The following is a 22,156-nucleotide window of genomic DNA, read 5'->3' on the forward strand; positions in this document are numbered from 1 at the left end:
GGTGCGGTCAATATTCCCATTCGGCGCCCACCCCCACCGCCGTGCGGCCGTCGCTGCCGGCCTCGCCCTGCAGCTTGATGCGGCGGGTGACGTCGTAGTCGATGGTGACGGCGGTGTCGGCGGGCTTGGCGCCGGCCTTCACCCCGACGCTGAGGCGCTCGTCGATGTAGCGCGAGGCGCCGAGCGCCGGGCCGCCGCTGGCGCCGGTGGAGACGTCGAGACTGTCGAGGCCCAGGCCCTTGCGGGCCTGCTCGAAGGCGTCGGGCCCGCCGGCGTTGCCGGAGAACTGCGCGACCGCCTGGGCGAGCTGCAGCGCCTGGAAAGCCGAGAGCCCGCCGGCCGCCTTCTTGAACAGCAGGCGCGACAGCACCTCGTCCTGCGGCAGGCTCGGGGTCGAGGTCAGGTCGAAGGTCGGGCGGTTGGCCGGGCCCGAGACGGCGACCCGGGCTGTGACGTCGCTGGCCCTGGTCTCGGCCACGAAGTCGAGGTCGGGGGTCGCGATCTCGCCGCCGAAGGTCAGGCGCCCGCGGGTGAAATCGAGGCGCTGCCCGACGATGCTGAGGCGGCCGCGGCGCATGTCGAACCCGCCCGTGGCGACGGGGTCGCGCGACGAGCCGGTCAGGCGCAGGTCGCCACCGAGTTCGGCGTCGATGCCGCGCCCGCGCACGAAGATGCGGTTGGGGGCGCTGACCGTCACGTCGAAGCTGGCATCGAACGGCGGGGCGGCCTTGCCCTTGCGCCGGACAGCCTGCTCCTGGCGCGCCTTGGCGGCCAGTTGCCGGCGGATCTCCGGGGTCGGGTTGACGTGGCGGATGCCCGGCAGCGGCTGCACCGTGGCCGGCAGGCGGTCGGGTACCGAGACGTCCACCGAGACGAGGTCGATGCGGCCGGAGACCTTGGGGGTCCGCGCCAGCGGCCCGCTCAGGGCGAGGTTGAGGCTGGCGGTGGCGGTGACGAGGGGGGAGGAGACGAGCTCCGCCCTGTCGGCGAGCAGGGTCAGGGTGCCGGGAAATCCGGCGTCCGGGGCGAGCGCGACGCGACCCTGCGCCCGCAGGACACCGCCGTTGCGGGCCTGGGCGGTCAGGCGCTCGACCACGAGGGTGTCGCCCCGCCCGGTCACCCGGCCCTCGATGCCGGTGAAGCGCAGGCCCTGGAGCGGGTCGGTGAAGCTGCCGCCCGTGAGTACGGCGGCCCCCTCCGCGCGCGGGGCGGCGAGCGTTCCGCTCACGCCCGCGTCCACCGCGATGCGGCCGGTGACGCGCTGGCCGCCGGCGCTGAGCAGGCTGTTGGCCAGCGCCGCGTCCAAGGTGCCCTTGGCCTTGAGGGCGAGGTCGCCGCCGGCCGCCACCGGCAGGGAGCCGGTGATCGTAACCTCGGCGCCGCGCCCGGCCGAGAACCGGCCGTCCACGGTGGCGCGGCCGCCGTCGAGGGTGCCGCGGGCCTTGGCGTCGATGGGCGGCAGGCCGGCCTGCCGGGTCTGCGGCGTCACGAGCCGGGAGACGGAGAGGTCGTAGCGTCCCTCCGGCCGGGCCGGGCTGCCGCGCACCACCGCCTCGCCGTCGAGGGTGCCGGCCAGCGTCAGGCTCGGCACCGCCATGCGGGCGATGGACAGGGGCAGGGCGCGGATGCCCACCGTGAGGTCGAGGCTCGACCCGGCACGGCCGGCGAGGCTGACGCGCCCGGCGCCGGCCGAGACGACGAGGCCGTCCAGGACGACGGAGCCGCCGTCGAGGGTGATGGTGGCCGGACCCGCCAGGGCGACCCTGTCGGAGCCCCGCACCACGGTGAAGCGGGACACCTCGATGCGCGTCCGCGCCTCGGGCACGAGCCGGGCGGCCCCGTCGAGGTCGAAGCCGCGCGCCTTGGCCTTGAGGACGATCTCGCTCGCCGCCGGCGTGCCGGTGGCGACGAGGCGGACCGTGTCGATGGTCTGCCCGGCCGCCACCACCCGGTCGGCCTCGAGGCGACCGTCGAGGACGGGGCGGCCGCGCAGGTCGCGCCCCGTGAGATCGGCGTCGAACCGCGAAAGGCCGACCTCGCCGACCCGGAGCGAAGCGCCCTTGCCGACGATACGGGCATCCTGGCGGACGCCGTCCCGAGACAGGGTGACGGCGGCGTCGATGCTGCCGCCGAGCGGGGTCAGCGCCAGGGCGGAGAGGTCGTCGAGGTTGGAGCCGGCAAGGGTGACCGCGGCCTCGGCGAGCCCGGTGGCGCCGTCGAGCGTGCCGCGGCCGTCGGCCCGCACCGAGCCGAGGTTGAAGGCGAAGCGATCGAGCCGCCACTCCTCCGGCAGGACCTTGCGGACCGCGGCGTCGCCGGTGAGCGTCTTGCCGCCGATCTCGCCGCCGAGTCGCAGGGTGCCGTCGAGGGCGCCGGCGAGATCCCTGACCGCCGCGTCGAGGCGCAGGGCCTTGACCGGGCGCCCCATGGCGGTGGCGCTCGGGGCGCTGACCGTGGCGGTGAGATCGGGCCGCTGGAGCGTGCCGCCGAGGCGCGCGTCGACGGCGGCCCGGCCGGAGAGGCGCTCGTCGATCCGGCCGAGGTCGGCCAGGTCGATTTTGGCCCGGACGTCCGCGGCGCGCCCGGTGGCCCGCCCGTCGAGGGCCGCGGTGAGATGGGCGCCCTCAAAGCGCAGGCCCTCGAAGCCGTAGCCGTCGTAGACCTGGAACACTTTTCCGCGCAGCGTCGGCGCGCGTCCTAGCAGCCGGTCGAGGGGCGCGGTCCCGAGGGCGAGGGCGCGGGTGGTGAGATCGAGGTCGGCGCTCACTGCGCGCCGAGCCGGGTCGCCGCTCAAGAGAGCCTTGACGTCGAGGCTGCCCGCGAGCGGCCGGTCGGCCAGACCCGCGAAAGCGGAGAGGTCGGCGAGCGAAGCGGCCACCTTGCCGGTGAGCACGTTCTGGCCGATCCGCCCGGCATAGGTCGCGTTGAGCGTGGGCGCATCGATGGTCAGACCGGTGACGTCGAGGGTCGCGTCGGGGTCGAGCGTGGCGCGCAAGGTCAATGCGGCCCTGGAACCGATGGCCTTGCGCAGGGCCGGGTCGGCGAGCGCCAATCCCTCCACCCTGGCGTCGGCCGCGATGGAGAAACGCTTCGCACCGGTGCCGGAAACGAAGGGCGCCACGTCGAGGTCGGCGGTGACGCGCTCCAGGGCGCTGCCCTGCGCCTTGAGCCCGGCAGCTTTCAGCGCGCCCTTCACGGTGAGCCCGGCGAGCGGCCCCTTGAGGCTGCCGTCGAAGGTCAGGCTTTCGAGTTCGGCGTCGGAGGCCTTGGTGACCCCGCCGTCGGTGGGCAGGGAGCGGGCCGCGATGGTGATGTCGGCGATGCGGTCGGCGCCGAGGGTGCCGCCGATGGTCAGCCGGGCGGTGCGCGAGGCGAGTTCGAGCCGGTCGAGGGCGATCGCCCCGCCGTCGGAAAAGCGCAGGCCGCCGTCGAGGCGGGTCTGGCCGGAGAACACCGCCGCGGCGGGGCCCGGCAGCAGCCCGTCGACCTGCGTGGCGAGATCGAGGGTGAGACGGCGTTCGATCCCGACCCGCAGGATGCGCGCCGAGCCCTTGGCCTTGAGGGAGGGGCCGGCATCGAGGTCGAGCCTGGCGTTCCAGGCGTCGAGGGTGCCCTTGCCGTCGAGGTCGAGGTCGATGGGCGGTGTCCCGGGCAGGCCGGAAGCCTTGGAGAGCAGGCCCCCGGCGGGTTCGGCCAGGGTGGTCTTGAGGTCGAGCCGGTCACCCGTGGGTACGTAGAGCAGGCGGGCGGCGAATGTGCCGGCGGCATCGAGCCGGGTCACGGCGACATCGAGGTCGAGTCCCTCGGCGGGCGGCCCGAGCTTGACCTTGCCGGTGGCGGCCAGCCGCGCCGGCTGGCCGGCGACGGCCTCGCCCAGGACCAGTTCACCGAGCTTGAACGCCTTGACCTCGACCTTCACCGGCAGGTCCGGCAGCAGCGATCCGTCGGGCTCGGGCACGTCGGAGACCGGGGCGGGGAGGGGGCGGCGCAGTACCTCGAGGCGGCCGACCTCCAGGGTCTCGACCTCGAGCCGGCCCGACAGCAGCGCCAGCCGGCGCCAGACCAGGCGCGCCCGGTCGAGCTTCAGCCAGACCCCGTCGCGGTCGCTGATCGCCACGTCGCGGATGGTGGCGTCGGAGGACAGAGCGCCGTCCACAGCGCCGATGGAGACCTGCGAGCCGGGCGTCGAGAGCGCCTTCGAGAGCAGCCCCCCGAGCACGGATTTCTCCGCCTCGTCGGCACGGGTGAGGGAGAAGGGGGTGGCGAGGGCGAGGCACACGACCACGACGATCGCGAGCCACCTCCAGCCCCCGGCAGAGGGGGGAGGGTTGGCGGAGCCGGCCTGACTGGAGCGAGCGAAAACCCGTCCGAAAACACCCATCAGAAGGCCTGTCCCAGGCTGATGTACAGGGCGACCGGGCGTTCGTTGTTGCCCTTGATGCGGTCGAGGGGAAAGGCGACGTCGACCCGGATCGGGCCGATGCCGGTGTAGTAGCGCAGCCCGAGGCCGACGGCGGTGCGGATGCGTTCGTCGAAGTCCGGCAGGCTGCCCGAGAAGGCGGTGCCAGCGTCGAAGAACGGCACGACGCCGATGGTGTCGGTGACCTTGATGCGACCCTCCACCGAGGCTTCGAGCAGGCTCAGGCCGCCCACCGGCAGGTTGAAGGGCCCGCGCGGGCCGAGGGTGCGGTAGGCGAAGCCCCGCACCGAGCCGCCGCCGCCGGCGAAGAAGCGGATGTTGGGCGGCACGTCGGCGAGGTCGGCGCCCGAGATCGAGCCGAACCCGACCCGGCCGGCGATGATGTAGCGGCCAGCCTCGTCGAAGGCGTAGTAGGTCGAGCCCTGCGCCTTGGCGACGAAGATCGAGGGGTCGGATCCGAGGAAGCCCGCATAGGGCGTGGCGGAGGCGGTGAGCCGCACGCCCTTGGTCGGATCGAGCAGGTTGTCGGTGGAATCGTAGGACAGCGAGACCGGGATGCCGACGAGGCGGTAGTCGAGCTTGCCCAGGGCATCCTGCGAGCGCCCGACCTGGCCGTCGACGCCGATCTGGGCGAAGAAGGTGTCCGAGAAACGGTGGCGGATGCCGATGGTGCCGCCCACCGCGTCGGTGACGTAGCTCTGCTGCGCCTCGCGCCCGACGAACAGGTTGGCGACGAGGTCGTTGCGGGTGCCCCACAGGGCCGGCTTGACGAAGGTCGCCCCGAGGCGCCCGCCGATGCCGTTGGAATCGATGCCCGCGAGCTTGCGCTGCGTCGCGTAGAGGTCGTTGCCGAGATAGGAGACGTCCGCGTCGATCCGCAGGGTCTCGCCGCCGCCGAACAGGTTGCGGTTGGCGTAGTAGCCACGCACGCCCGGCCCGTCGACGGTGGAATAGCGGGCCGAGACGCCGATCAGGTTGCGGTCGCGCTCGGTCACGTCCACGAAGATCGGCAGGTTGCCATCGGCGTCCAGCGCCTCGCCCTCGCGGACGCGAACGGAGCCGAGCCCCTCGACGCGCGAGACCGAGCGGCGGATGTCGGCCAGGGCCTTGGGCGAATAGGGGTCGCCCGGCTCGGTGTAGATGAAGGAGCGCACCACCGCCGGATCGATGTCGCTCGTGCCCCGGACCGTGACCGGCCCGAGCCCGGCGATGGGCCCGGGATCGACCACGAAGGTCACGTCCATGACGTGGGCGGCATCGTCCACGACGGGGTCGCGGCCCACGGCCTTGACGAAGGGATGGCCGAGCGAGCGGAAGCGGTCGACGATCTGCGCCTCGCGGGCCAGCACCGTGGCCGAGCGGGCCGGCACCGACGGGTCGACCTCGGTGAAGCGCGGGGGCAGCACCTCCGTCGCGATCGCCCCGCCGCGGGGGTCCCGGACGGTCACCGAGCGCAGGGTGTAGAGCGGCCCGGTCTCCACCACGACCTTGACGGGCACGAGGCTGCGACCGCGGGCGGCCTCCGCCGCGCGCGCGGCGGCGGCGACCGACGCCTCGCCGCCCAGGGTGACGCCCTCGACGACGATGGCGACGCGGCCCTGGTAGTAGCCGTAGCCGGACAGGACGTCGCCCAGGCGCTTGAGGTCGGCCTCGGCCCGGCGCACCACGCCCTCGCCGTCGGGGGGGGCCTCCTGGCGCAGGCGGTGGAGCGAAGAGGTGTCCTTGAGGGCCTGGAGGACGTCGTCCTCCTCCACGCCCTGGAACTTCACGGTGTAGGGCACGGCGGCGACGCTCGGCGCCGGCGGCTCCTCCTCCGAGCCGAACAGACCGAACAGGTCGAAGGCGGCGGCCGGGCGGGGGGCGACCAGAACGCAGCCGACCACGACGCAGGTCGCCACGCGCTGGAGGATCGGCCGATAGCGTGCCACGGGGGACGGGAACTCCCTCAAGCCGGCATCGGAACGGCGCACCGCTCCCATCGTCCCGGCCGCGTCGGCTCAGTCATACCGCCCCCTCCACGACGTCGTGTCGACGCCGTCGCCCTCGTCACGTCGTTGCATTTAGCGGCCCAAACGTAGCGATAAGGTTGCGGGGGAGCAAATCGCCGCGCGTCCGAACGGTGCCAAAACGGACACCTCGGTTCCCGGCTCGGCGAAGGGCGCGCCTGTGGGAACGACGCCGTTCCGGGGGAGGGCGGCACGGGATTTTTCGTGCGCGGGCAGGCGGCTAGCGGGCCGCGACGCAGGCGCCGGGACGACGGGAAAGGCCAGCGGATACGGGCGGGACGAACCCCGGCGCCCGGTCCCGTCGCAGGCGCGGCGTCATCGGGTCACAGTCGGACGCGGGCCGATCGAAGGTGGCGGCCGGTGAAGCCAGGCAACAGTCCGGTGGTTTTCCCGACGAAACGGGGCCCAATGCAGGTCGACGACACACGCTCTGCGTTGATTTCGGGCCTCTCCTGAGGCATATCCATCCCCACTTCCAACCATGAGCAGACACCATGGCGTGGTCCTCAGGGCCGCGCGTCGTCACACGCGGCTTCGCACCGCGCTTCACCACACGAGAAAGGTCATATGGGCGCCTTCGACTATCGGAACTTCGACGACCGCAGGAAGAACTCCGCCAGCGCCAAGCAGATGCTGCTGGAGAAGTTCAAGGCCCGTCCCCCGGCGGATGACCCGGACATGATCGCCAAGGCCGAGGCCCGCGCGGCCATCGCCCGTGCCCGCGACGAGCGGACGCGCGAGCGTGAGGCCGCCCGCATCGCCGCCGAGAAGGCCGCGGCGGAAGAGAAGCGGGCCCGGGAAGAGGCCGAACTCGCCGCCCAGATCGCGCGGGAGGAGGAAGAGACCCGCCTCGCCGCCGAGCGCAAGGCCGAGGAGCTCATCGCCCGCAAGGCGGCCCGCGATGCCCGCTACGCCGCGCGCAAGGCCAAGGCCAGGCGCTGACACCGGGATCTCCGGAACCCGGATCGATGTCGGTTTCGGAAGGCGCGCTCCATCGGGGCGCGCCTTTCGTCGTTCAGGACTCGGAGTCGGACTTCTCGCCGCCCTCGGCCTCTTCGTTCTCGGTCTCCGTCTCGGCGACCTCGGTCTCGGCTTCCGCCGGCACGGCCTCGGCCTCCGGGCGCGGGCCGGACTTGAAGGACCGGCGCGGCGCGTTTCCGCGCTTCATCTGGGCCGGCTTCTCGATGGCGCCGAGGCGCTCGGACAGCTGCTTGGCCCGCTCGTTGAAATCGTTGGTGCTGCGCGACTGGGATGCGCCGCTCTTGAAGGCATTCGCCACTGGGGCCTCTCGGGATGGCCCTTGGCACGAAGGGCGTGCGGGCTTCCCGGTCGCCATAGCACGCTTCGACCGATCGTGCCGGTTATAATGGCAAGGCCCCCGTTCGATCGCGCCGGCGTCAGCGACGTCCGCCCATCGGCATCGCCCGGAGGGTGTTCGGTACGCGGGCGATGGCACCGAGACGAGTGCGGCCTCGACGCCACACCGGCGGGCAAAACCCGCCCTCGCCCGGCTTTGATCCACACGGCTGCGGAGATCGCCTTGCGGCCAGCGCAATTGCCGGTGAGGCAGCGCCAACCCGACCCGTGTCCTGCCGGAAACCGTTCTCGATGCCGCGTCCCCTCTCGACGACCGTCGCCTGCCTCGCCCTCGCCGCCACCCTGGGCGCCTGCGCCTCCCAGCGCTTCGACGGACCGACCCGCAGGGCGCCGAGGCCCCAGGCGGCCCTCGAACCCGCCGTCCCCGCCATCCCCTCGGGCCCGGTGACCTCCGAGCCCCTGGCCCCGCCGCCGGGCGCCAGTGCCGTGCCCGCCGAGATCCCGCCGGTGGCCTCGGCCGCGCCGCCGCCGGTGGCGGCCGAGCCCGTCTACGTGCCGCCGCCGACGCCGCCGGTGGTCTCGGGCGGGCGTTCGTCGGTGGTGGGAAGCTGGAACGCCAAGGACGCCACCGGCGGCACCTGCAAGGTCTCGCTCTCGAGCGCCCCGGCGCTCGACCTCTACAAGGCCTCCGCATCGGGCTGCCCGAACAAGGACCTCTCCAAGGTCACGGCCTGGGATTTTCGCGATGGCGAGGTCTATCTCTACCAGCCCGGCGGCACCGTGACGGCGCGTCTGCGCCAGGGCGGCGGCGCCCTCGACGGCGCGCTGTCGAAGTCGGGCGCCTCGCTGTCGATGGTCCGATAAGGGCTCTCGGTCCTACGGGTTCACCCGCAGGCCGAGCAGCCAGGTGTTGCCGCTGAAGCTCGATCCGCTCGTGGAGCTGTCGATCTGCTGGTAGATGTAGCTGCCGCGCATCGTCAGCCAGCGGTTGAAGCGGTAGTCGAGCCGGGCGGTGGCCGAGAAGCCGCGCTCGTTGATGGCGAGGCGGTCGTAGTCGCTGGCGAGGTAGCCGGCGCCCACGGTGATCGAGAGGTTGCGCAGGAGGTCGTGCTGGACTTCCAGCGTCCCCGCCTGGGTGCGCACGCCGCTCGATCCGGGCAGGCTCGTCTCGACGATGCCGGCGGCGGCGGTGAGCCGGACCGTGGTCAGCGGGCTCGCCGTCCAGATCAGGGAGGCGTTCACCACCGGCGAGGTCAGGTCGCGCAGCCGCGGGTCGTCGTAGGTGCGGTGCTCGAAGCCGGCCGAGACCTCGCCCGAGACCAGCCGCGTCAGCGCGAACACCGCGCCGGCCGAGAGGGTGACCCCGTCGGAGTCACGGCGGATCCCGTTGAAATCGGTCCTCTGGTCGTAGACGCGGGTGTTGCCGAGCACGTCGACGAAGGGCGAGATCACCGGCGAGATCTCGTAGGCCGCCCGCATGCGCAATCCGTACTGGTTCAGGTTGCGGTCGGCCTGGGAGAGGATCGTGCCGTTGGTCAGCCGCGCGTCCTCGAACTCCGAGCGGTCGACGAGACCGCGCAGGCTCACCTGCAGCCGGTTGAAGGTCTCGGTGACGCCCACCGTCGTGCCGTAGCTGGCCACGATCGGCCGGCCGGCGACGGTGGCGTTGAGGTCCGGGCTGCCGGCGCGCAGGGTGTCGACGAGGAAGCGCCCCTCGACGTCGATGCGGGTGTCGCGGTTGGCGTCGATGCGCAGGCGCACGTTGCCTGCACCGTTGGGACGGTCGGCGGCCTCGTTGTCGGGATAGGTGTTGTAGCCGGCGCGCAGTTCGCCGGCGAGTTCGTGGGCCGACCAGTCGCTGCGGAAGTTCAGGTCGCCTTCGGTGCGCAGGGCCAGCGAGCTCCTGGCCGCCCGGTTGACCACCTGTTCCGGGTTGGTGTCGTAGCCGATGCTCTGCTGCACGCTCGGCAGCACCGTGAAGGTGCCGAGGCGCAGGCCCAGCGGGGCATAGGCGTCGTCGACGGCGAGCGGCCGCCGCAGGGCGGCATTGAGCACGGCGCCGGGCGTCGACAGCCCGGCCAGCGGCAGGGTGCCGGGGGAGCCGGCCACGACGGGAAGCGGCACTCCGACGACGGGGTTCTGGACGACGGGCGAGAGGCGCAGGTCCGGCGGCGGGATCTGCGTCACCTGCCGCGTGACCGCGCTCGTGGCCGAGCCGAGCCGGCGCGGCGGCGCCGCGCGCTGGCGCAGGAGGTTGGCCGGCGCCCGGTTGTTGATGCCGCTCGAGGCCCCGCCGATGCGGCCGGTCCCGGCCCGCGTCGCGCCGGTGAAGGCCGATGCCCCCGCCCGTGCGCTCGATCCGCCGTCGAGGCCGCCTCCGCCGGAGGCGTCGCCCGTCGCGGCGTTGCCGGGCGTCGCGGCGGCCGGCGTCGCGATGCCCCGCAGGCCGTCGGTGCCGGTCTGCGCGGATGGATCGGGGATCGCCTGGGCGACGGCCTGCGAGGGTGCCAGCGCCAGCGCGAAGGCGAGGGCGGCCACGGCCTGGCCGTTCCGGATCGGCGTTGCGCGCATCACCGGCCGACGTCGCTCCGCTCATCCCCCGCGCCCGCCGCCGGGGCTCGTCCCCGGCGGCGTCGTGGTTAACCGAGCTACAACGATCGCGGTTAATGCACCGTCAACGGGCGCCGGGCGAGGCGATGCGGCCGCGATCCGACCATTGTCTTGCGCGATAGCGCGATCGCGGCGATGGAACCCGCAAGGCGGAGACACGGGCGGGCATGGTACAGGCGGACCGGATCACGATGGCACCCGAGGGCGGCGACAGGGAGCACAGCCCCGCGGTCGCCTCGGCCCTGCGCACCATCGAGACCGAGCGCGAAGGCCTCGGCGCCCTGATGGAGGCCATCGGCAACGGCCTGGGCGATGCCTTCACGGCGGCGGTGGCGCTGATCGTGGCCGCGCGCGGGCGGGTGATCCTCACCGGCATGGGCAAGTCCGGCCACGTCAGCCGCAAGATCGCCGCGACCCTCGCCTCCACCGGCACGCCGGCCCTCTACGTCCACCCGGCCGAGGCGAGCCACGGCGACCTCGGCATGGTGCAGCCCGAGGACGTGGTGGTGGCCCTGTCGTGGTCGGGCGAGACCACGGAACTCGCCGACATCATCGGCTACGCCCGGCGCTATCGCGTCGGCCTCATCGCCGTCACCTCAAACCCCGCATCCACCCTCGGCCGGGAGGCGGACGTGTGCCTGACCCTGCCGCAGGCCCGCGAGGCCTGCCCCAACGGCCTGGCGCCCACCACCTCGACGGCGATGCAGCTGGCGCTGGGCGATGCGCTGGCCATCGCGCTCCTGGAGGCGCGCGGGTTCTCGGCGCGGGAGTTCGGCATCTATCATCCGGGCGGCAAGCTCGGGGCTTCCCTGCGCCAGGTCCGCGAGGTCATGCATGCCGGAGAGCGGCTGCCCGTGGTCGCGCGGGGCACCGCGGTGCGCGCGGCCATCGCCGAGATCGACGCCAAGGGCGTCGGCTCGGTGGTGGTAGTGGAGGCGGACGGGCGCCTGGCCGGGATCGTCACCGACGGCGACCTGCGCCGCAACATGTTCCGCTCCGACCTCGACGGCCTGCGCATCGAGGCCCTGATGACGGCCAAGCCACGCACCGTGAACCCGGAGACCCTGCTGGCCAAGGCCCTCGAGATCCAGGAATCGATGAAGATCACCTCGATCATCGTGGTGGTGGACGACCGCCCGGTCGGCCTCGTCCACTACCACGACCTGCTGCGCGCCGGCGTCGCCTGAAGACTGCTGCGACGACGCGCGGTCACGCCCGGCCGGCGCTTCATACGAAATCCGTTGGCTTGCTTCGCAATGCGGCTTTCGGCTTCGCTCAGGCGCCGCGCGGGCTCGGTGATACAGTCCCCGCTTATCCAAGCGGAAACCGTCTCACACCACCAGGCACTCCATCACCGGGTCGAGCAGCCGGTCGACTCCGGCCCGCGCGGCCTCCGCAGGCCCGAACACGCCGTCGAGGGCGAGGCGCGCCAGGCCGTGGACCAGCGACCAGCAGGCCACCGCCCGCGGGTTGGGCTCCTCGGGCCACCGTTGCGCGGCCACGAAGGGCCGGTCCGCCACCGCCGCCGCCAGGAGCCCGAACGCCCGCGCCGAGGCCTGGGCGTAGGCGGCGTCCGCCGGATCGATGCGCGCGCAGCGCCACATCGTGTCGAACTCGGCCGGATGGTCGAGGGCAAAGCGCAGGTAGGCGCGGCCCTGGCCGCGGATGCGGGCATCGCGGTCCCCCGCCGCCGCATCGGCCTCTGCGAGCGCGTCGCCGAGCAGGTGGAAGCCGCGCGTCGCCACCGCGGTGAGCAGCCCGCGCGCATCGCCGAAATGGTGCTGGGGGGCGGCCGGCGAGACCCCCGCCCGCCGTGCGGTCTCGCGCAGCGAGAAACCGTCGATCCCGCGCTCGCGCAGGCAGTCCGTCGCCGCGGCGATCAATGCGGCCGGCAGGTCGCCGTGGTGATAGCCCTCGGGCTTGGCCGCCGATCGCTTGACAGTGTCAAGATCATCGCTCATGTTCGATCTGTACGACGTAAAGATTGATCGGATCAAGCCATGATCGCGGCGCCCGCCCTGTTCTCCCTCGCCAACGCGGTCGCCCTGGCCGCCTGGATCGCGCTCGGCCTGTCGCTGTTCGCGCCCCGGTGGCGGCCCTGGACCTTCCTCGTCACCGGCCTCGTCCTGCCGGGGCTGTTCGGGATCGCCTATGGCGGGGCCCTCGCCGCCGGGCTGGCCGGCGGGGCCGGCGGCGGGTTCTCGTCGATTCAAGACGTGCGCGCCCTGTTCGCGAACGACCACGCCCTCACCGCGGGCTGGATCCACTACCTCGCCTTCGATCTCGTCGTCGGCACCTGGATCGCCCGCAGCGGGCTGGCGGCGGGGCTGTCGCCGCTCCTGATCCTGCCCTGCCTCGTCCTCACCTTCCTCGTCGGTCCCCTCGGGCTGCTGCTGGCCCTCGTCATCCGCGCCGGCACGGGGACGCTCGGTGCGGAGGCCCGCCCGTGACCGCGCTCACCGCCCCGTCCTCCCTGCGGTCGCCGATCCCGGCGTTGCGCGCGCGAGCGCCGGAACTCACCGCCTTCGGCCTCGCCTGCCTGATGGCCGGCGCCATCGCCCTGTGCCTGCCGCTCGTCGACGGGCGCCAGTTCGGCGGTGCTTCGGTCTGGCTCAAGCCCGCCAAGTTCTTCGCCTCGATCGGCCTGTTCGCACTGACCTCGGCCTGGTTCACCGGCTACGTGCGGCCCGACCGGCGCCGGTCGCGGCCCCTGCGGATCGCCACCGCCCTGCTGATCGGGGCCGGCGGGATGGAGCTCGCCTACATCACCCTGCAGGCGGGGCTCGGGCAGGCCTCGCATTTCAACACCGGCGATCCCGTGCACGGCCTGCTCTACGCCCTGATGGGTGCGGGCGCCCTGACGCTCCTGGCGACCAAGATCCCGCTCGCCGTCGCGATCGCCCGCCGGCCGGTGGCGGGGCTCGACGCGAGCCTTCGCCTCGCCGTGGTGCTGGGCCTCGCCCTCACCGTGATCCTGGGCGGGGCCGGCGGCATCCTGATCAGCCTGAACCAGGGGACGTCCGTCGGCGCGGCCGGCGCGCGCCTGCCCCTGCTCGGCTGGAACCTCGGCGGCGGCGACCTCCGGGTCGGGCATTTCCTCGGGATGCACGCCGAGCAGGCTCTTCCGATCCTGGCGGCCCTGGCACTCCGCGCCCGCCTGCCGTGGCGGTCGGCGCTGGTGGCCGTGGCGGCGCTGGCCTGGGCGGGGCTGACGCTGGCGGCCATCCTGCAGGCGAGAGCCGGGATCGCCGTCCCGTTCGGATGATAGCGCGGTTTCGATGAGGGGGCCCTCGGCCTCACGAAAGGGCGTCAGGACCCTTGTCCGACGGGTTCGAAACTGATGCGCAGGCTGGTCCCCGTCGCCCTGGCGAAACGTTCGAGTGTCCGCGCCGACGGTTTCGAGCGTCCGGTTTCGAGGCGCGCGATGGCGCTCTGGGAGGTCTCCATCCGCTGCGCCAGTTCCTCCTGCGTCAGCCCCGCCCTCGATCGTGCGGCGATCAAGGCGCGGGCCAGGGCAAACTCCTCTTCGAGGTCGACGTAGGCCTTGCGATAGTCCTCGTCCGTCATCCATTTCGCGTGAAGGTCTGTCATCTTGGTCATGGAACCTCACTCGCCCTCTTGCGGGCCGTATCGAGTTCATGCTGCGGGGTCGTGAGGCAGGCCCTCGAAACCGACGGCCTCGATCAGCATGGCGATCCGCACGAGCCGCGCCCTCAGATCCGCGGGCAGATCCTCGATCTCGGCGTCGACCGCCGCATTCAGGGTCTCGACGCTCCACATGCCGCATTATATCAAAAATGATATCGACCCGTCCATCGGCTTCCTCGCCCCTACGGGATCGATCCGATGGCAACACGCCGTCGCCTCCCCTATGCTCGGCCCGTGCCCCGCTCCGATCTCGCCCCCGTCCGTCGCCTCGATCCGATCCTCGTCGACCGCATCGCCGCCGGCGAGGTGGTCGAGCGGCCGGCCTCGGCGGTCAAGGAACTCGTCGAGAACGCCATCGATGCGGGCGCGCGCGCCATCGAGGTGACGATCGAGGCGGGCGGGCGCCGGCTGATCCGGGTGGTCGACGACGGCGCCGGCATGAGCGCGGACGACCTCGCCCTGGCGGTGGAGCGCCACGCCACCTCCAAGCTGCCCGACGGTGACCTCGGGCGGATCGCCTCGCTCGGCTTTCGCGGCGAGGCGCTGCCGTCCATCGGCGCGGTGGCGCGCCTGTCCATCACCACGCGCACGGACACGGCCGAGACCGGGGCGAGCCTCGTGGTCGAGGCCGGCGTGAAGGGCGAGGTGAGACCGGCCTCCGCCGCCCGCGGCACCCGCGTCGAGGTGAGCGACCTGTTCAGCGCCACCCCGGCCCGGCTGAAGTTCCTCAAGTCCGACCGGGCCGAGACCACCGCCATTGGCGACATCCTGCGGCGGCTGGCGGTGGCGCAGCCGGCGATCCGCTTCACCCTGCGCACCGAGAGCGCGAGCCCGCTGGTCTTTCCCGCCGAGGCCGAGCCCGGCCCGGCCGCGACCCTGCGCCGGCTGGTCGCGGTGCTCGGCGCCGATTTCGGGGCCAACGCGGTCCCCCTGGCGATGGCCCGCGAGGGCTTTTCGCTCACCGGCCACATCGGCCTGCCGACCTACCACCGGGGGGCGGCGAGCCACATCCACTTCACCGTCAACGGCCGGCCGGTGCGCGACCGGCTGCTGCTCGGCGCCGTACGCGGCGCCTATGCCGACACCATGAGCGCCGACCGCCATCCGGTGCTGGCCCTCGCCATCGCCTGCGAGCCGGGCCTCGTCGACGTCAACGTGCATCCGGCCAAGACCGAGGTGCGCTTCCGCGAGCCGGGCCTCGTGCGCGCGCTGATCGTCAGCGCCATCCACGAGACCCTGCGCCAGGCCGGGGCCCGCTCGGCCACCACCGCGGCCATGCATACCCTCGAAACCCTGCGCACCCACGAGACCTTTCGCCCGATGGCGCGCGCGCCCATGAGCGTCCATTCCGGGGCCGGCCCGCATGGCCGTCGCAGCGTCCCGCTGCCGCCGGGGATGCCCTCCTTCGGCGCCCCCGCGGGATACGGCCAACCGCCGCGTCACGACGGTTTCGGCGAGACGGCCCAGTCGCTGTTCCGCGGCGAGGAGGCGCCGCCCGCCGCCGACCTGCGGCCGGACGAGGCGCCCGAGACCGACGGGCATCCCCTCGGGGCGGCACGGGCGCAGATCCACGAGACCTACATTCTCGCCCAGACCGGCGACGGGCTCGTCATCGTCGACCAGCACGCGGCGCACGAGCGCCTGGTCTACGAGCGCCTGAAGCGCCAGCGCGCGGCCGGCGGCATCGCCCGGCAGGGGCTCCTGATCCCCGACGTGGTGGAGTTGGCGCCCGGCGACGCCGCGCGACTGCTCGAGGCGGCACCCGACCTCGACCGGCTCGGCCTCGCCATCGAGGCGTTCGGCCCGGGCGCGGTGCTGGTGCGCGAGATCCCCGCGGTCCTGGCCGGGGCCGCGATCCGCGATCTCGTCATCGATATCCTCGACGGGCTGTCGGAATCCGGCCTGGAGGAGGGCAGCCCCGACGGCGACGAGGGCGGGCCGCTCGGGCGGCGCCTCGACGCGATCCTCTCGCGCATGAGCTGCCACGGCTCGGTCCGGGCCGGGCGCCGCCTGCGCCCTGAGGAGATGAACGCCATCCTGCGCGAGATGGAGGCGACCCCACTCTCGGGCTCGTGCAACCACGGCCGCCCGACCTTCGTCGAGCTCAAGCTCGCCGACATCGAACGGCTGTTCGGCCGGCGGTAACGATATGCGTCGTGATAGGCTGGATCGGAGTCGTCAGGCTGGAGGCTTGGCTCCGCCTGCGGCCTCGATCAGGGCATCGTCGATGGCCGCCGCGCGCCGGGCCGCCGGCCGGGCGTCGAGATGCGCGACATAGGCCTCGAAGGCCGGGCGCCGTTCCAGCAGCCCGAAGCCCATGCCCCAGGAGAGATGCGCGCCCACGTAGAGGTCGGCCGCGCTGAAGGCGTCGCCCACGAGATATCGGCGCCCGGCGATCGCGCCCTCCAGGGTGTCGAGTACCTCGGCCATGCTGCCGTAGCCGACCATGCCCTTGCGCTCGGGCGGCACCGCGACGCCGAGCGCGGTGTTCAGGACCGCCGCTTCCACCGGCCCGGCGGCGAAGAACAGCCAGCGGTAATAGGGGCCGCGGTCGAAGCTGCCGGACGGCGGGGCGAGGCCGGCCTCGGGAAACGCATCGGCGAGATAGGCGCAGATCGCCGCCGTTTCGGTGACCACGGTGTCGCCGTGCCGGATCGCCGGCACCTTCCCCATCGGGTTGACCGCCCTGTAGTCGGCCGCCTTCATCGCGTCGCCGTAGCCGAGGAGTTCGGTGCGGTAGGGCCGGCCGACCTCCTCCAGCATCCAGCGCGCGATCCGCCCGCGCGACATCGGGTGGGTATAGAGGACGAGGTCGTGCGTCATGGGGATCCGCTCCATCGGCTGTCGTCGCGAGGGGCGGCCATGATGCCACGGATCGGGGCGTGGCAGGAGGGACGGGGACACGCCGGGCCGGCCGTTGCGGCCAGGCCGGGCGATGGCGATCGCGCGGCGGGGCAACCCCGCCCATGAAAAAAGCGCGGCCCCGAAGGACCGCGCTTGTTCGAGCACAGCAAGGGCGAGGGTTTACTCGCTGGCGTTGCGGCGTTCGCCGCGCTCCCGGCGGGGCTCCTGGTCGCCACCGCGCACCCGGTCCTGGTCCGCGTTGCGCTCGGCCTTGAGCTTCTCGGTGAGGTCCTCGCCGGTCTCCTGGTCGACGACCTTCATGGACAGGCGGATCTTGCCGCGGTCGTCGGCGCCGAGGAACTTCACCTTCACCTTCTGGCCGTCCTTGACCACGTCCGTCACCTTGGCGACCCGCTGGGCGGCGAGCTCCGAGATGTGGACGAGGCCGTCCTTGGCGCCGAAGAAGTTCACGAAGGCGCCGAACTCCATGCACTTCACGACGGTGCCGTCGTAGATCATGCCGACTTCGGCCTCCGCCACGATCGAGCGGATCCAGTTGTAGGCGGCCTTGATGGCCTTGCCGTCGCTGGAGGCGATCTTCACCGTGCCGGTGTCGTCGATGTTGATCTTGGCGCCGGTCTTCTCGACGATCTCGCGGATCACCTTGCCGCCGGTGCCGATCACTTCCCGGATCTTGTCGGTGGGGATCTGCATGGTCTCGATGCGGGGCGCGTATTCGCCGAGCTCGGGACGGGCGTCGGTGAGCGCCTTGGCCATCTCGCCGAGGATGTGGACGCGGCCTTCCTGCGCCTGGTGCAGGGCGATCCGCATGATCTCCTCGGTGATGCCGGCGATCTTGATGTCCATCTGCAGCGAGGTGATGCCGCTCTCGGTGCCGGCCACCTTGAAGTCCATGTCGCCCAGGTGATCCTCGTCGCCGAGGATGTCGGAGAGCACGGCGTAGCGCTCACCCTCGAGGATGAGGCCCATGGCGATGCCGGCGACGGGCCGGCGCAGGGGCACGCCTGCATCCATCAGCGCCAGCGAGGCGCCGCAGACGGAGGCCATCGACGAGGAGCCGTTGGACTCGGTGATCTCGGACACGACGCGGATCGTGTACGGGAACTCGTGGGCCGGCGGCAGCACGGGATGCACGGCACGCCAGGCGAGCTTGCCGTGGCCGATCTCGCGACGGCCCGGCGAACCCATGCGGCCGGTCTCGCCCACCGAGTAGGGAGGGAAGTTGTAGTGCAGCAGGAAGGTCTCCTTGTAGGTGCCTTCCAGCGCGTCGATGAACTGCTCGTCCTCGCCGGTGCCGAGCGTGGCCACCACCAGCGCCTGGGTCTCGCCGCGGGTGAACAGGGCCGAGCCGTGGGCGCGCGGCAGCACGCCGGCCTCGGACACGATCGGGCGCACGGTGCGGACGTCGCGGCCGTCGATGCGGCTGCCGGTGTCGAGCACGTTCCAGCGCACCACCTTCGACTGGGCCTCCTTGAAGGCGGCCTTGACCTTCTCGGGCGCGTACTTGGCCTCGCCCTCGGCGGGGCAGAGGGCGGCCATCACCGTCGCCTTGACGGCGTCGACGGCGGCGTAGCGCTCCTGCTTGACGGTGTTCTTGTAGGCGGCGCGGAGTTCCGTCTCGCAGATCGACAGGACGGCCTTCTCGACCTCCTCGTTCTCCGGGGCGGTGAAGTTGCGCGGCTCCTTGGCGGCCTTCTCGGCGAGCCGGATGATGGCGTCGATGACCGGCTGGAAATGCTTGTGGCCGAACATCACGGCGCCGAGCATCACGTCCTCGTCGAGTTCCTTGGCCTCGGACTCGACCATCAGGACGGCGTCCTGGGTGCCGGCGACGACGAGGTCGAGGGAGGAGGTCTCCATCTCGGGAACGGGCGGGTTGAGCTTGTACTGACCGCCGATGTAGCCGACGCGCGCCGCGCCGATCGGGCCGGTGAAGGGCACGCCCGAGAGGGTGAGGGCGGCCGAGGCCGCGACCATCGCCAGGACGTCGGGATCGTTCTCGAGGTCGTGGGTCAGGACGGTGATGACGACCTGGGTGTCGTTGCGCCAGCCCTCGACGAAGAGAGGGCGGATCGGCCGGTCGATGAGGCGGGAAACCAGGGTCTCCTTCTCGGAGGGACGGCCTTCGCGCTTGAAGTAGCCGCCGGGGATGCGGCCGGCGGCGTAGGCGCGCTCCTGGTAGTTCACGGTGAGCGGCAGGAAGTCGATGCCGGCCTTGGGCTCCTTGGCGGAGACGACCGTGGCGAGCACGGAGGTGTCGCCGTAGGTCGCCATCACGGCGGCGTCGGCCTGGCGGGCGACCTTGCCGGTCTCGAGGACGAGCTTGCGGTCGCCCCAGATCAGCTCTTCACGTTGAACGTCGAACATATCGTTTTTCCTTGCCATCATGCGGTCGGGCGGACCCGGCGCGGCCAGGGGCAAGATGGCGAGGGGCTTTTCGAAAGCGCGAAAAGCCCCTCGCGATCCTGTCCCCGGCGGTTGCGCCTCCAAGTCGCCCGAGGGTCGCGCGGCCGGACCCATTCCGGCAGCGCGGTTACGAAAACGCGGCCCGGAGCCAGGCTCGGGACCGCGTGGAGACCGCCTTAGCGGCGGATGCCGAGACGCTCGATGAGGCTGCGGTAGCGGGCCTCGTCCTTGCCCTTGACGTAGTCGAGCAGCGAGCGGCGCTGCGAGACCATCTTCAGGAGGCCGCGACGGGAGTGGTTGTCCTTGCCGTGGGTCTTGAAGTGGCCGGTGAGGTTGGTGATCCGCTCGGTGAGGATCGCCACCTGGACCTCCGGCGAACCGGTGTCCTTGCCGCCCTGCGCGTATTCCTTGATGAGCGCGGTCTTGCGCTCTGCCGTGATCGACATCGCTATCCCCTTCGGTTGGGTTGGGTCGGGTTGCGCGGCCACGCGAACGGGAGGCCATGCGACGCTCGGGTCGGGCCGCTGCCGGGATGTCGTCCAGCAGGGTCGCGCCACAAGCGGGTTCGGCCCCGTGCCCGTTGCCGGGTCGAGGCTACGCCGGTCATACACGAAACCACGCGGGACGCCACCCCCGGGCGCGGGACGCGCCCCCCGGGGAGCGGACGTGCCTTCATGCTCCCGTCATCCCGTCGCGCTAGCCGCCGATGCCGGCGAAGAGGGATCAACGATGCGTGCGTTCGCGACGGCGACGGTCCTCCTCCTGGCATTGCTGCTGCCGGCGGCGGCTCAAGGCTCCCGAGCGGCCCAGATCGGGCCGCGCCCGTTCCACCTCGTCGACACCATGAAGCCCGGCCCCCTCAAGGACAGGCTCGCCGCCTGCGGCACGGACCGGGCCTACACCGCCAAAAGCTTCTCGATCTCGCACCGGGGCGCCCCGCTCCAGTTCCCCGAGCACACCCGAGAGGGCGTGCTGGCGGCGGCCCGGATGGGGGCGGGGATCATCGAGTGCGACGTCACCTTCACGAGGGACCGGCAGCTCGTGTGCCGGCACGCCCAGTGCGACCTTCACACCACCACCGACATCCTGGCCCGGCCGGACCTGGCGGCCCGATGCACGAAGGCCTTCACCCCCGCCGATCCGGCCACCGGCGCCAAGGCCTCGGCCACCTGCTGCACCAGCGACCTGACGCTGGCCGAATTCAAGTCCCTGAAACCGAAGATGGACGCGGCCGACCCCGACGCCACCACGCTGGCCGGCTACATGAACGCGACCCCGCGCTGGCGCACGGATCTCCATGCCGCCGGCACCACCCTGATGACGCACAAGGAGTACATCGCCCTCGTCAAATCGCTCGGCCGCCGGTTCACGCCCGAACTGAAGGCGCCCGAGGTGCCGATGCCGTTCGCGGGAACCTACACCGAGGACGACTACGCCCGGCAGATGGTCGACGAGTACAGGCAGGCGGGGATCCCGGCCACGGACGTGTTCCCCCAGAGCTTCCGGCTGCGCGACGTGCTGTTCTGGCTCGAGGCCGATCCCGCCTTCGGCCGCCAGGCCTTCCTCCTCGACAACCGCGACGAGACCGACCCAGGCTTCGATCCCGCCAGGCCCGAAACGTGGAGCCCGAGCATGGCCGATCTCGTCGCCAAGGGGGTGCGGACCCTGGCGCCGCCCCTGTGGATGCTGGTGACGCTCTCGCCGGAAGGGGCGATCGTCCCCTCGGCCTACGCCCGCGAGGCGAAACGCGCCGGGCTCGACCTGATCGCCTGGTCGCTGGAGCGGTCCGGGCCGCTCGCGGCCGGCGGCGGCTCCTACTACCGGTCGGTCCGGCCCGCGATCGACCGCGACGGCGACATGCTCACCCTGCTCGACGTGCTCCATGGGCAGGTCGGCGTGCGCGGGGTGTTCTCGGACTGGCCGGCCACCACCACCTTCTACGCCAACTGCGTCGGGGCCGACTGAGCAGGTTTCGCAAAAGCGGCCACCGTTTTCGCGTCGACGACCTGCGACACACCAATGACCTGAGCGGGGTGAAGCGTTGGCTCGCCAACGCGAACCTGCCGAGGGCGCGCCGCTGGCCCGGAACGTGCCAGCTCCGGAATCCCGCCACCGCCCGGCCGGTGCCGGCCTCCGTACCGGCCTCGGCTCCGCGACCGAATGTGATCGGCTTGACGGTCGCCGAGGTCCGATGTGAGGTGTCACCTGCCCAGGGCGTCACGACAGGCGAGTGCCGGTCCGCCGACATCCAAACGGCCTTTGAAGGTGTGCCGATGCCATTCGAGCCCGTCACCCTGTCCGGGCGGCATGTCGAACTCGTCCCCTTGTCGCCCGACCATGGCCAAGCCCTCGCGGAGGCCGTGCGCGACGGCGAGCTCTGGCGGTTGTGGTACACCGCCATCCCCTCGCCCGAGGCGATGGCGGCCGAGATCGACCGTCGACTCGGCCTTCGGGCAGCGGGTTCCATGCTCCCCTTCACCGTCCTGGACGGCCCCGGCGGCCGACCGGTCGGCATGACGACCTTCATGAACATCGACGCCGCGGGGCCGCGCGCGGAAATCGGCTCGACGTGGTACGCCGCCCGCGTTCAGCGCACCCTGCTCAACACCGAGGCCAAGCTCCTGCTGCTGGCGCACACGTTCGACGGCCTGGGGTGCCTCGCCGTCGAGTTCCGGACGCACGTCATGAACCTGGCGAGCCGCCGCGCCATCGAGCGGATCGGCGCCAAGCTCGACGGCGTCCTGCGCCACCACCAGCGCATGCCGGACGGCACCCTTCGCGACACCTGCGTCTACAGCGTCACGGCGCCCGAATGGCCCATGGTGCGTTCGCATCTGACGTGGCAGCTCGAGAAGCCACGGTAACGTGTCGCGCAGGAGGGGCC

Annotated in this window: 18 protein-coding genes; 8 read left to right on the top strand and 10 right to left on the bottom strand. The window is 72.2% G+C overall.

Annotated features, from left to right (window positions below; genetic code table 11):
• Positions 1–7: 7 nt before the first annotated feature.
• Both ASG59_RS16310 and ASG59_RS16315 read right to left on the bottom strand, forming a co-directional pair.
• Positions 8–4,279 carry a translocation/assembly module TamB domain-containing protein gene (locus tag ASG59_RS16310; RefSeq protein ID WP_244475734.1) on the bottom strand — a complete coding sequence of 1,424 codons (4,272 nt, stop codon included), beginning with the start codon at positions 4,277–4,279 and terminating at the stop codon, positions 8–10.
• Positions 4,280–4,380: 101 nt separating this feature from the next.
• Positions 4,381–6,318 (bottom strand): autotransporter assembly complex family protein, encoded by a 1,938-nt coding sequence (locus tag ASG59_RS16315; protein ID WP_244475749.1) that lies wholly within the window; start codon positions 6,316–6,318, stop codon positions 4,381–4,383.
• Between the two features lie 675 nt (positions 6,319–6,993).
• On the opposite strand from ASG59_RS16315, the gene ASG59_RS16320 reads away from it, so the two are divergent.
• Positions 6,994–7,368, top strand: coding sequence for a DUF6481 family protein (locus ASG59_RS16320; RefSeq protein WP_055882722.1), 375 nt, complete (start codon positions 6,994–6,996; stop codon positions 7,366–7,368).
• Positions 7,369–7,441: 73 nt separating this feature from the next.
• Here ASG59_RS16320 and ASG59_RS16325 read toward each other — a convergent pair whose 3' ends face one another.
• Complete coding sequence (locus ASG59_RS16325) at positions 7,442–7,705, bottom strand: hypothetical protein (protein ID WP_055882724.1); 264 nt, start codon at positions 7,703–7,705, stop codon at positions 7,442–7,444.
• 329 nt (positions 7,706–8,034) lie between these two features.
• Here ASG59_RS16325 and ASG59_RS16330 point away from each other — a divergent pair, with 329 nt between their 5' ends.
• Positions 8,035–8,607, top strand: coding sequence for an AprI/Inh family metalloprotease inhibitor (locus tag ASG59_RS16330; protein WP_055882725.1), 573 nt, complete (start codon positions 8,035–8,037; stop codon positions 8,605–8,607).
• Positions 8,608–8,619: 12 nt separating this feature from the next.
• Here the strand turns inward: ASG59_RS16330 and ASG59_RS16335 are convergent, their stop codons facing one another.
• Complete coding sequence (locus tag ASG59_RS16335; protein ID WP_056410126.1) at positions 8,620–10,314, bottom strand: outer membrane beta-barrel protein; 1,695 nt, start codon at positions 10,312–10,314, stop codon at positions 8,620–8,622.
• A 206-nt stretch (positions 10,315–10,520) separates the two neighbouring features.
• On the opposite strand from ASG59_RS16335, the gene ASG59_RS16340 reads away from it, so the two are divergent.
• Positions 10,521–11,540: a KpsF/GutQ family sugar-phosphate isomerase gene (locus ASG59_RS16340; protein ID WP_082528812.1), complete on the top strand. Its 1,020-nt coding sequence runs from the start codon at positions 10,521–10,523 to the stop codon at positions 11,538–11,540.
• 144 nt (positions 11,541–11,684) lie between these two features.
• Here the strand turns inward: ASG59_RS16340 and ASG59_RS16345 are convergent, their stop codons facing one another.
• Complete coding sequence (locus tag ASG59_RS16345; protein WP_056410128.1) at positions 11,685–12,314, bottom strand: TetR/AcrR family transcriptional regulator; 630 nt, start codon at positions 12,312–12,314, stop codon at positions 11,685–11,687.
• A 39-nt stretch (positions 12,315–12,353) separates the two neighbouring features.
• On the opposite strand from ASG59_RS16345, the gene ASG59_RS16350 reads away from it, so the two are divergent.
• Positions 12,354–12,803: an ABA4-like family protein gene (locus ASG59_RS16350; protein WP_055882730.1), complete on the top strand. Its 450-nt coding sequence runs from the start codon at positions 12,354–12,356 to the stop codon at positions 12,801–12,803.
• Positions 12,800–13,618, top strand: coding sequence for a hypothetical protein (locus tag ASG59_RS16355; protein ID WP_056410130.1), 819 nt, complete (start codon positions 12,800–12,802; stop codon positions 13,616–13,618). Before ASG59_RS16350 ends, ASG59_RS16355 begins: the two co-directional genes overlap by 4 nt.
• Before the next feature lie 44 nt (positions 13,619–13,662).
• On the opposite strand, the gene ASG59_RS16360 is transcribed toward ASG59_RS16355, so the two are convergent.
• Together ASG59_RS16360 and ASG59_RS20730 are read right to left on the bottom strand one after the other, a co-directional pair.
• Positions 13,663–13,953, bottom strand: coding sequence for a helix-turn-helix transcriptional regulator (locus ASG59_RS16360; RefSeq protein WP_056281207.1), 291 nt, complete (start codon positions 13,951–13,953; stop codon positions 13,663–13,665).
• A 36-nt stretch (positions 13,954–13,989) separates the two neighbouring features.
• On the bottom strand, positions 13,990–14,133 hold the full coding sequence (locus ASG59_RS20730; RefSeq protein ID WP_156399281.1) for a hypothetical protein: 144 nt from the start codon (positions 14,131–14,133) through the stop codon (positions 13,990–13,992).
• 66 nt (positions 14,134–14,199) lie between these two features.
• On the opposite strand from ASG59_RS20730, the gene mutL reads away from it, so the two are divergent.
• Positions 14,200–16,146 carry a DNA mismatch repair endonuclease MutL gene (gene mutL, locus ASG59_RS16365; RefSeq protein WP_056410136.1) on the top strand — a complete coding sequence of 649 codons (1,947 nt, stop codon included), beginning with the start codon at positions 14,200–14,202 and terminating at the stop codon, positions 16,144–16,146.
• Positions 16,147–16,179: 33 nt separating this feature from the next.
• Here the strand turns inward: mutL and ASG59_RS16370 are convergent, their stop codons facing one another.
• The 3 genes from ASG59_RS16370 to rpsO all read right to left on the bottom strand — a co-directional run bounded on the left by ASG59_RS16370 (position 16,180) and on the right by rpsO (position 19,718).
• Complete coding sequence (locus tag ASG59_RS16370) at positions 16,180–16,824, bottom strand: glutathione S-transferase family protein (protein ID WP_056410475.1); 645 nt, start codon at positions 16,822–16,824, stop codon at positions 16,180–16,182.
• Positions 16,825–17,025: 201 nt separating this feature from the next.
• A complete protein-coding gene (pnp, locus tag ASG59_RS16375; RefSeq protein ID WP_056410138.1) occupies positions 17,026–19,233 on the bottom strand; it encodes a polyribonucleotide nucleotidyltransferase in 2,208 nt (735 codons plus the stop codon).
• Between the two features lie 215 nt (positions 19,234–19,448).
• The gene (rpsO, locus tag ASG59_RS16380; RefSeq protein ID WP_055882745.1) at positions 19,449–19,718 is read right to left on the bottom strand and encodes a 30S ribosomal protein S15; all 270 of its coding nucleotides are present in this window, start codon (positions 19,716–19,718) and stop codon (positions 19,449–19,451) included.
• A gap of 283 nt (positions 19,719–20,001) precedes the next feature.
• Here rpsO and ASG59_RS16385 point away from each other — a divergent pair, with 283 nt between their 5' ends.
• Both ASG59_RS16385 and ASG59_RS16390 read left to right on the top strand, forming a co-directional pair.
• The gene (locus tag ASG59_RS16385) at positions 20,002–21,237 is read left to right on the top strand and encodes a glycerophosphodiester phosphodiesterase family protein (RefSeq protein WP_056410141.1); all 1,236 of its coding nucleotides are present in this window, start codon (positions 20,002–20,004) and stop codon (positions 21,235–21,237) included.
• A 308-nt stretch (positions 21,238–21,545) separates the two neighbouring features.
• On the top strand, positions 21,546–22,136 hold the full coding sequence (locus ASG59_RS16390; protein WP_056410143.1) for a GNAT family protein: 591 nt from the start codon (positions 21,546–21,548) through the stop codon (positions 22,134–22,136).
• Positions 22,137–22,156 lie beyond the last annotated feature (20 nt).

It is taken from the genome of Methylobacterium sp. Leaf466, assembly GCF_001425565.1.
GTDB lineage: Bacteria > Pseudomonadota > Alphaproteobacteria > Rhizobiales > Beijerinckiaceae > Methylobacterium.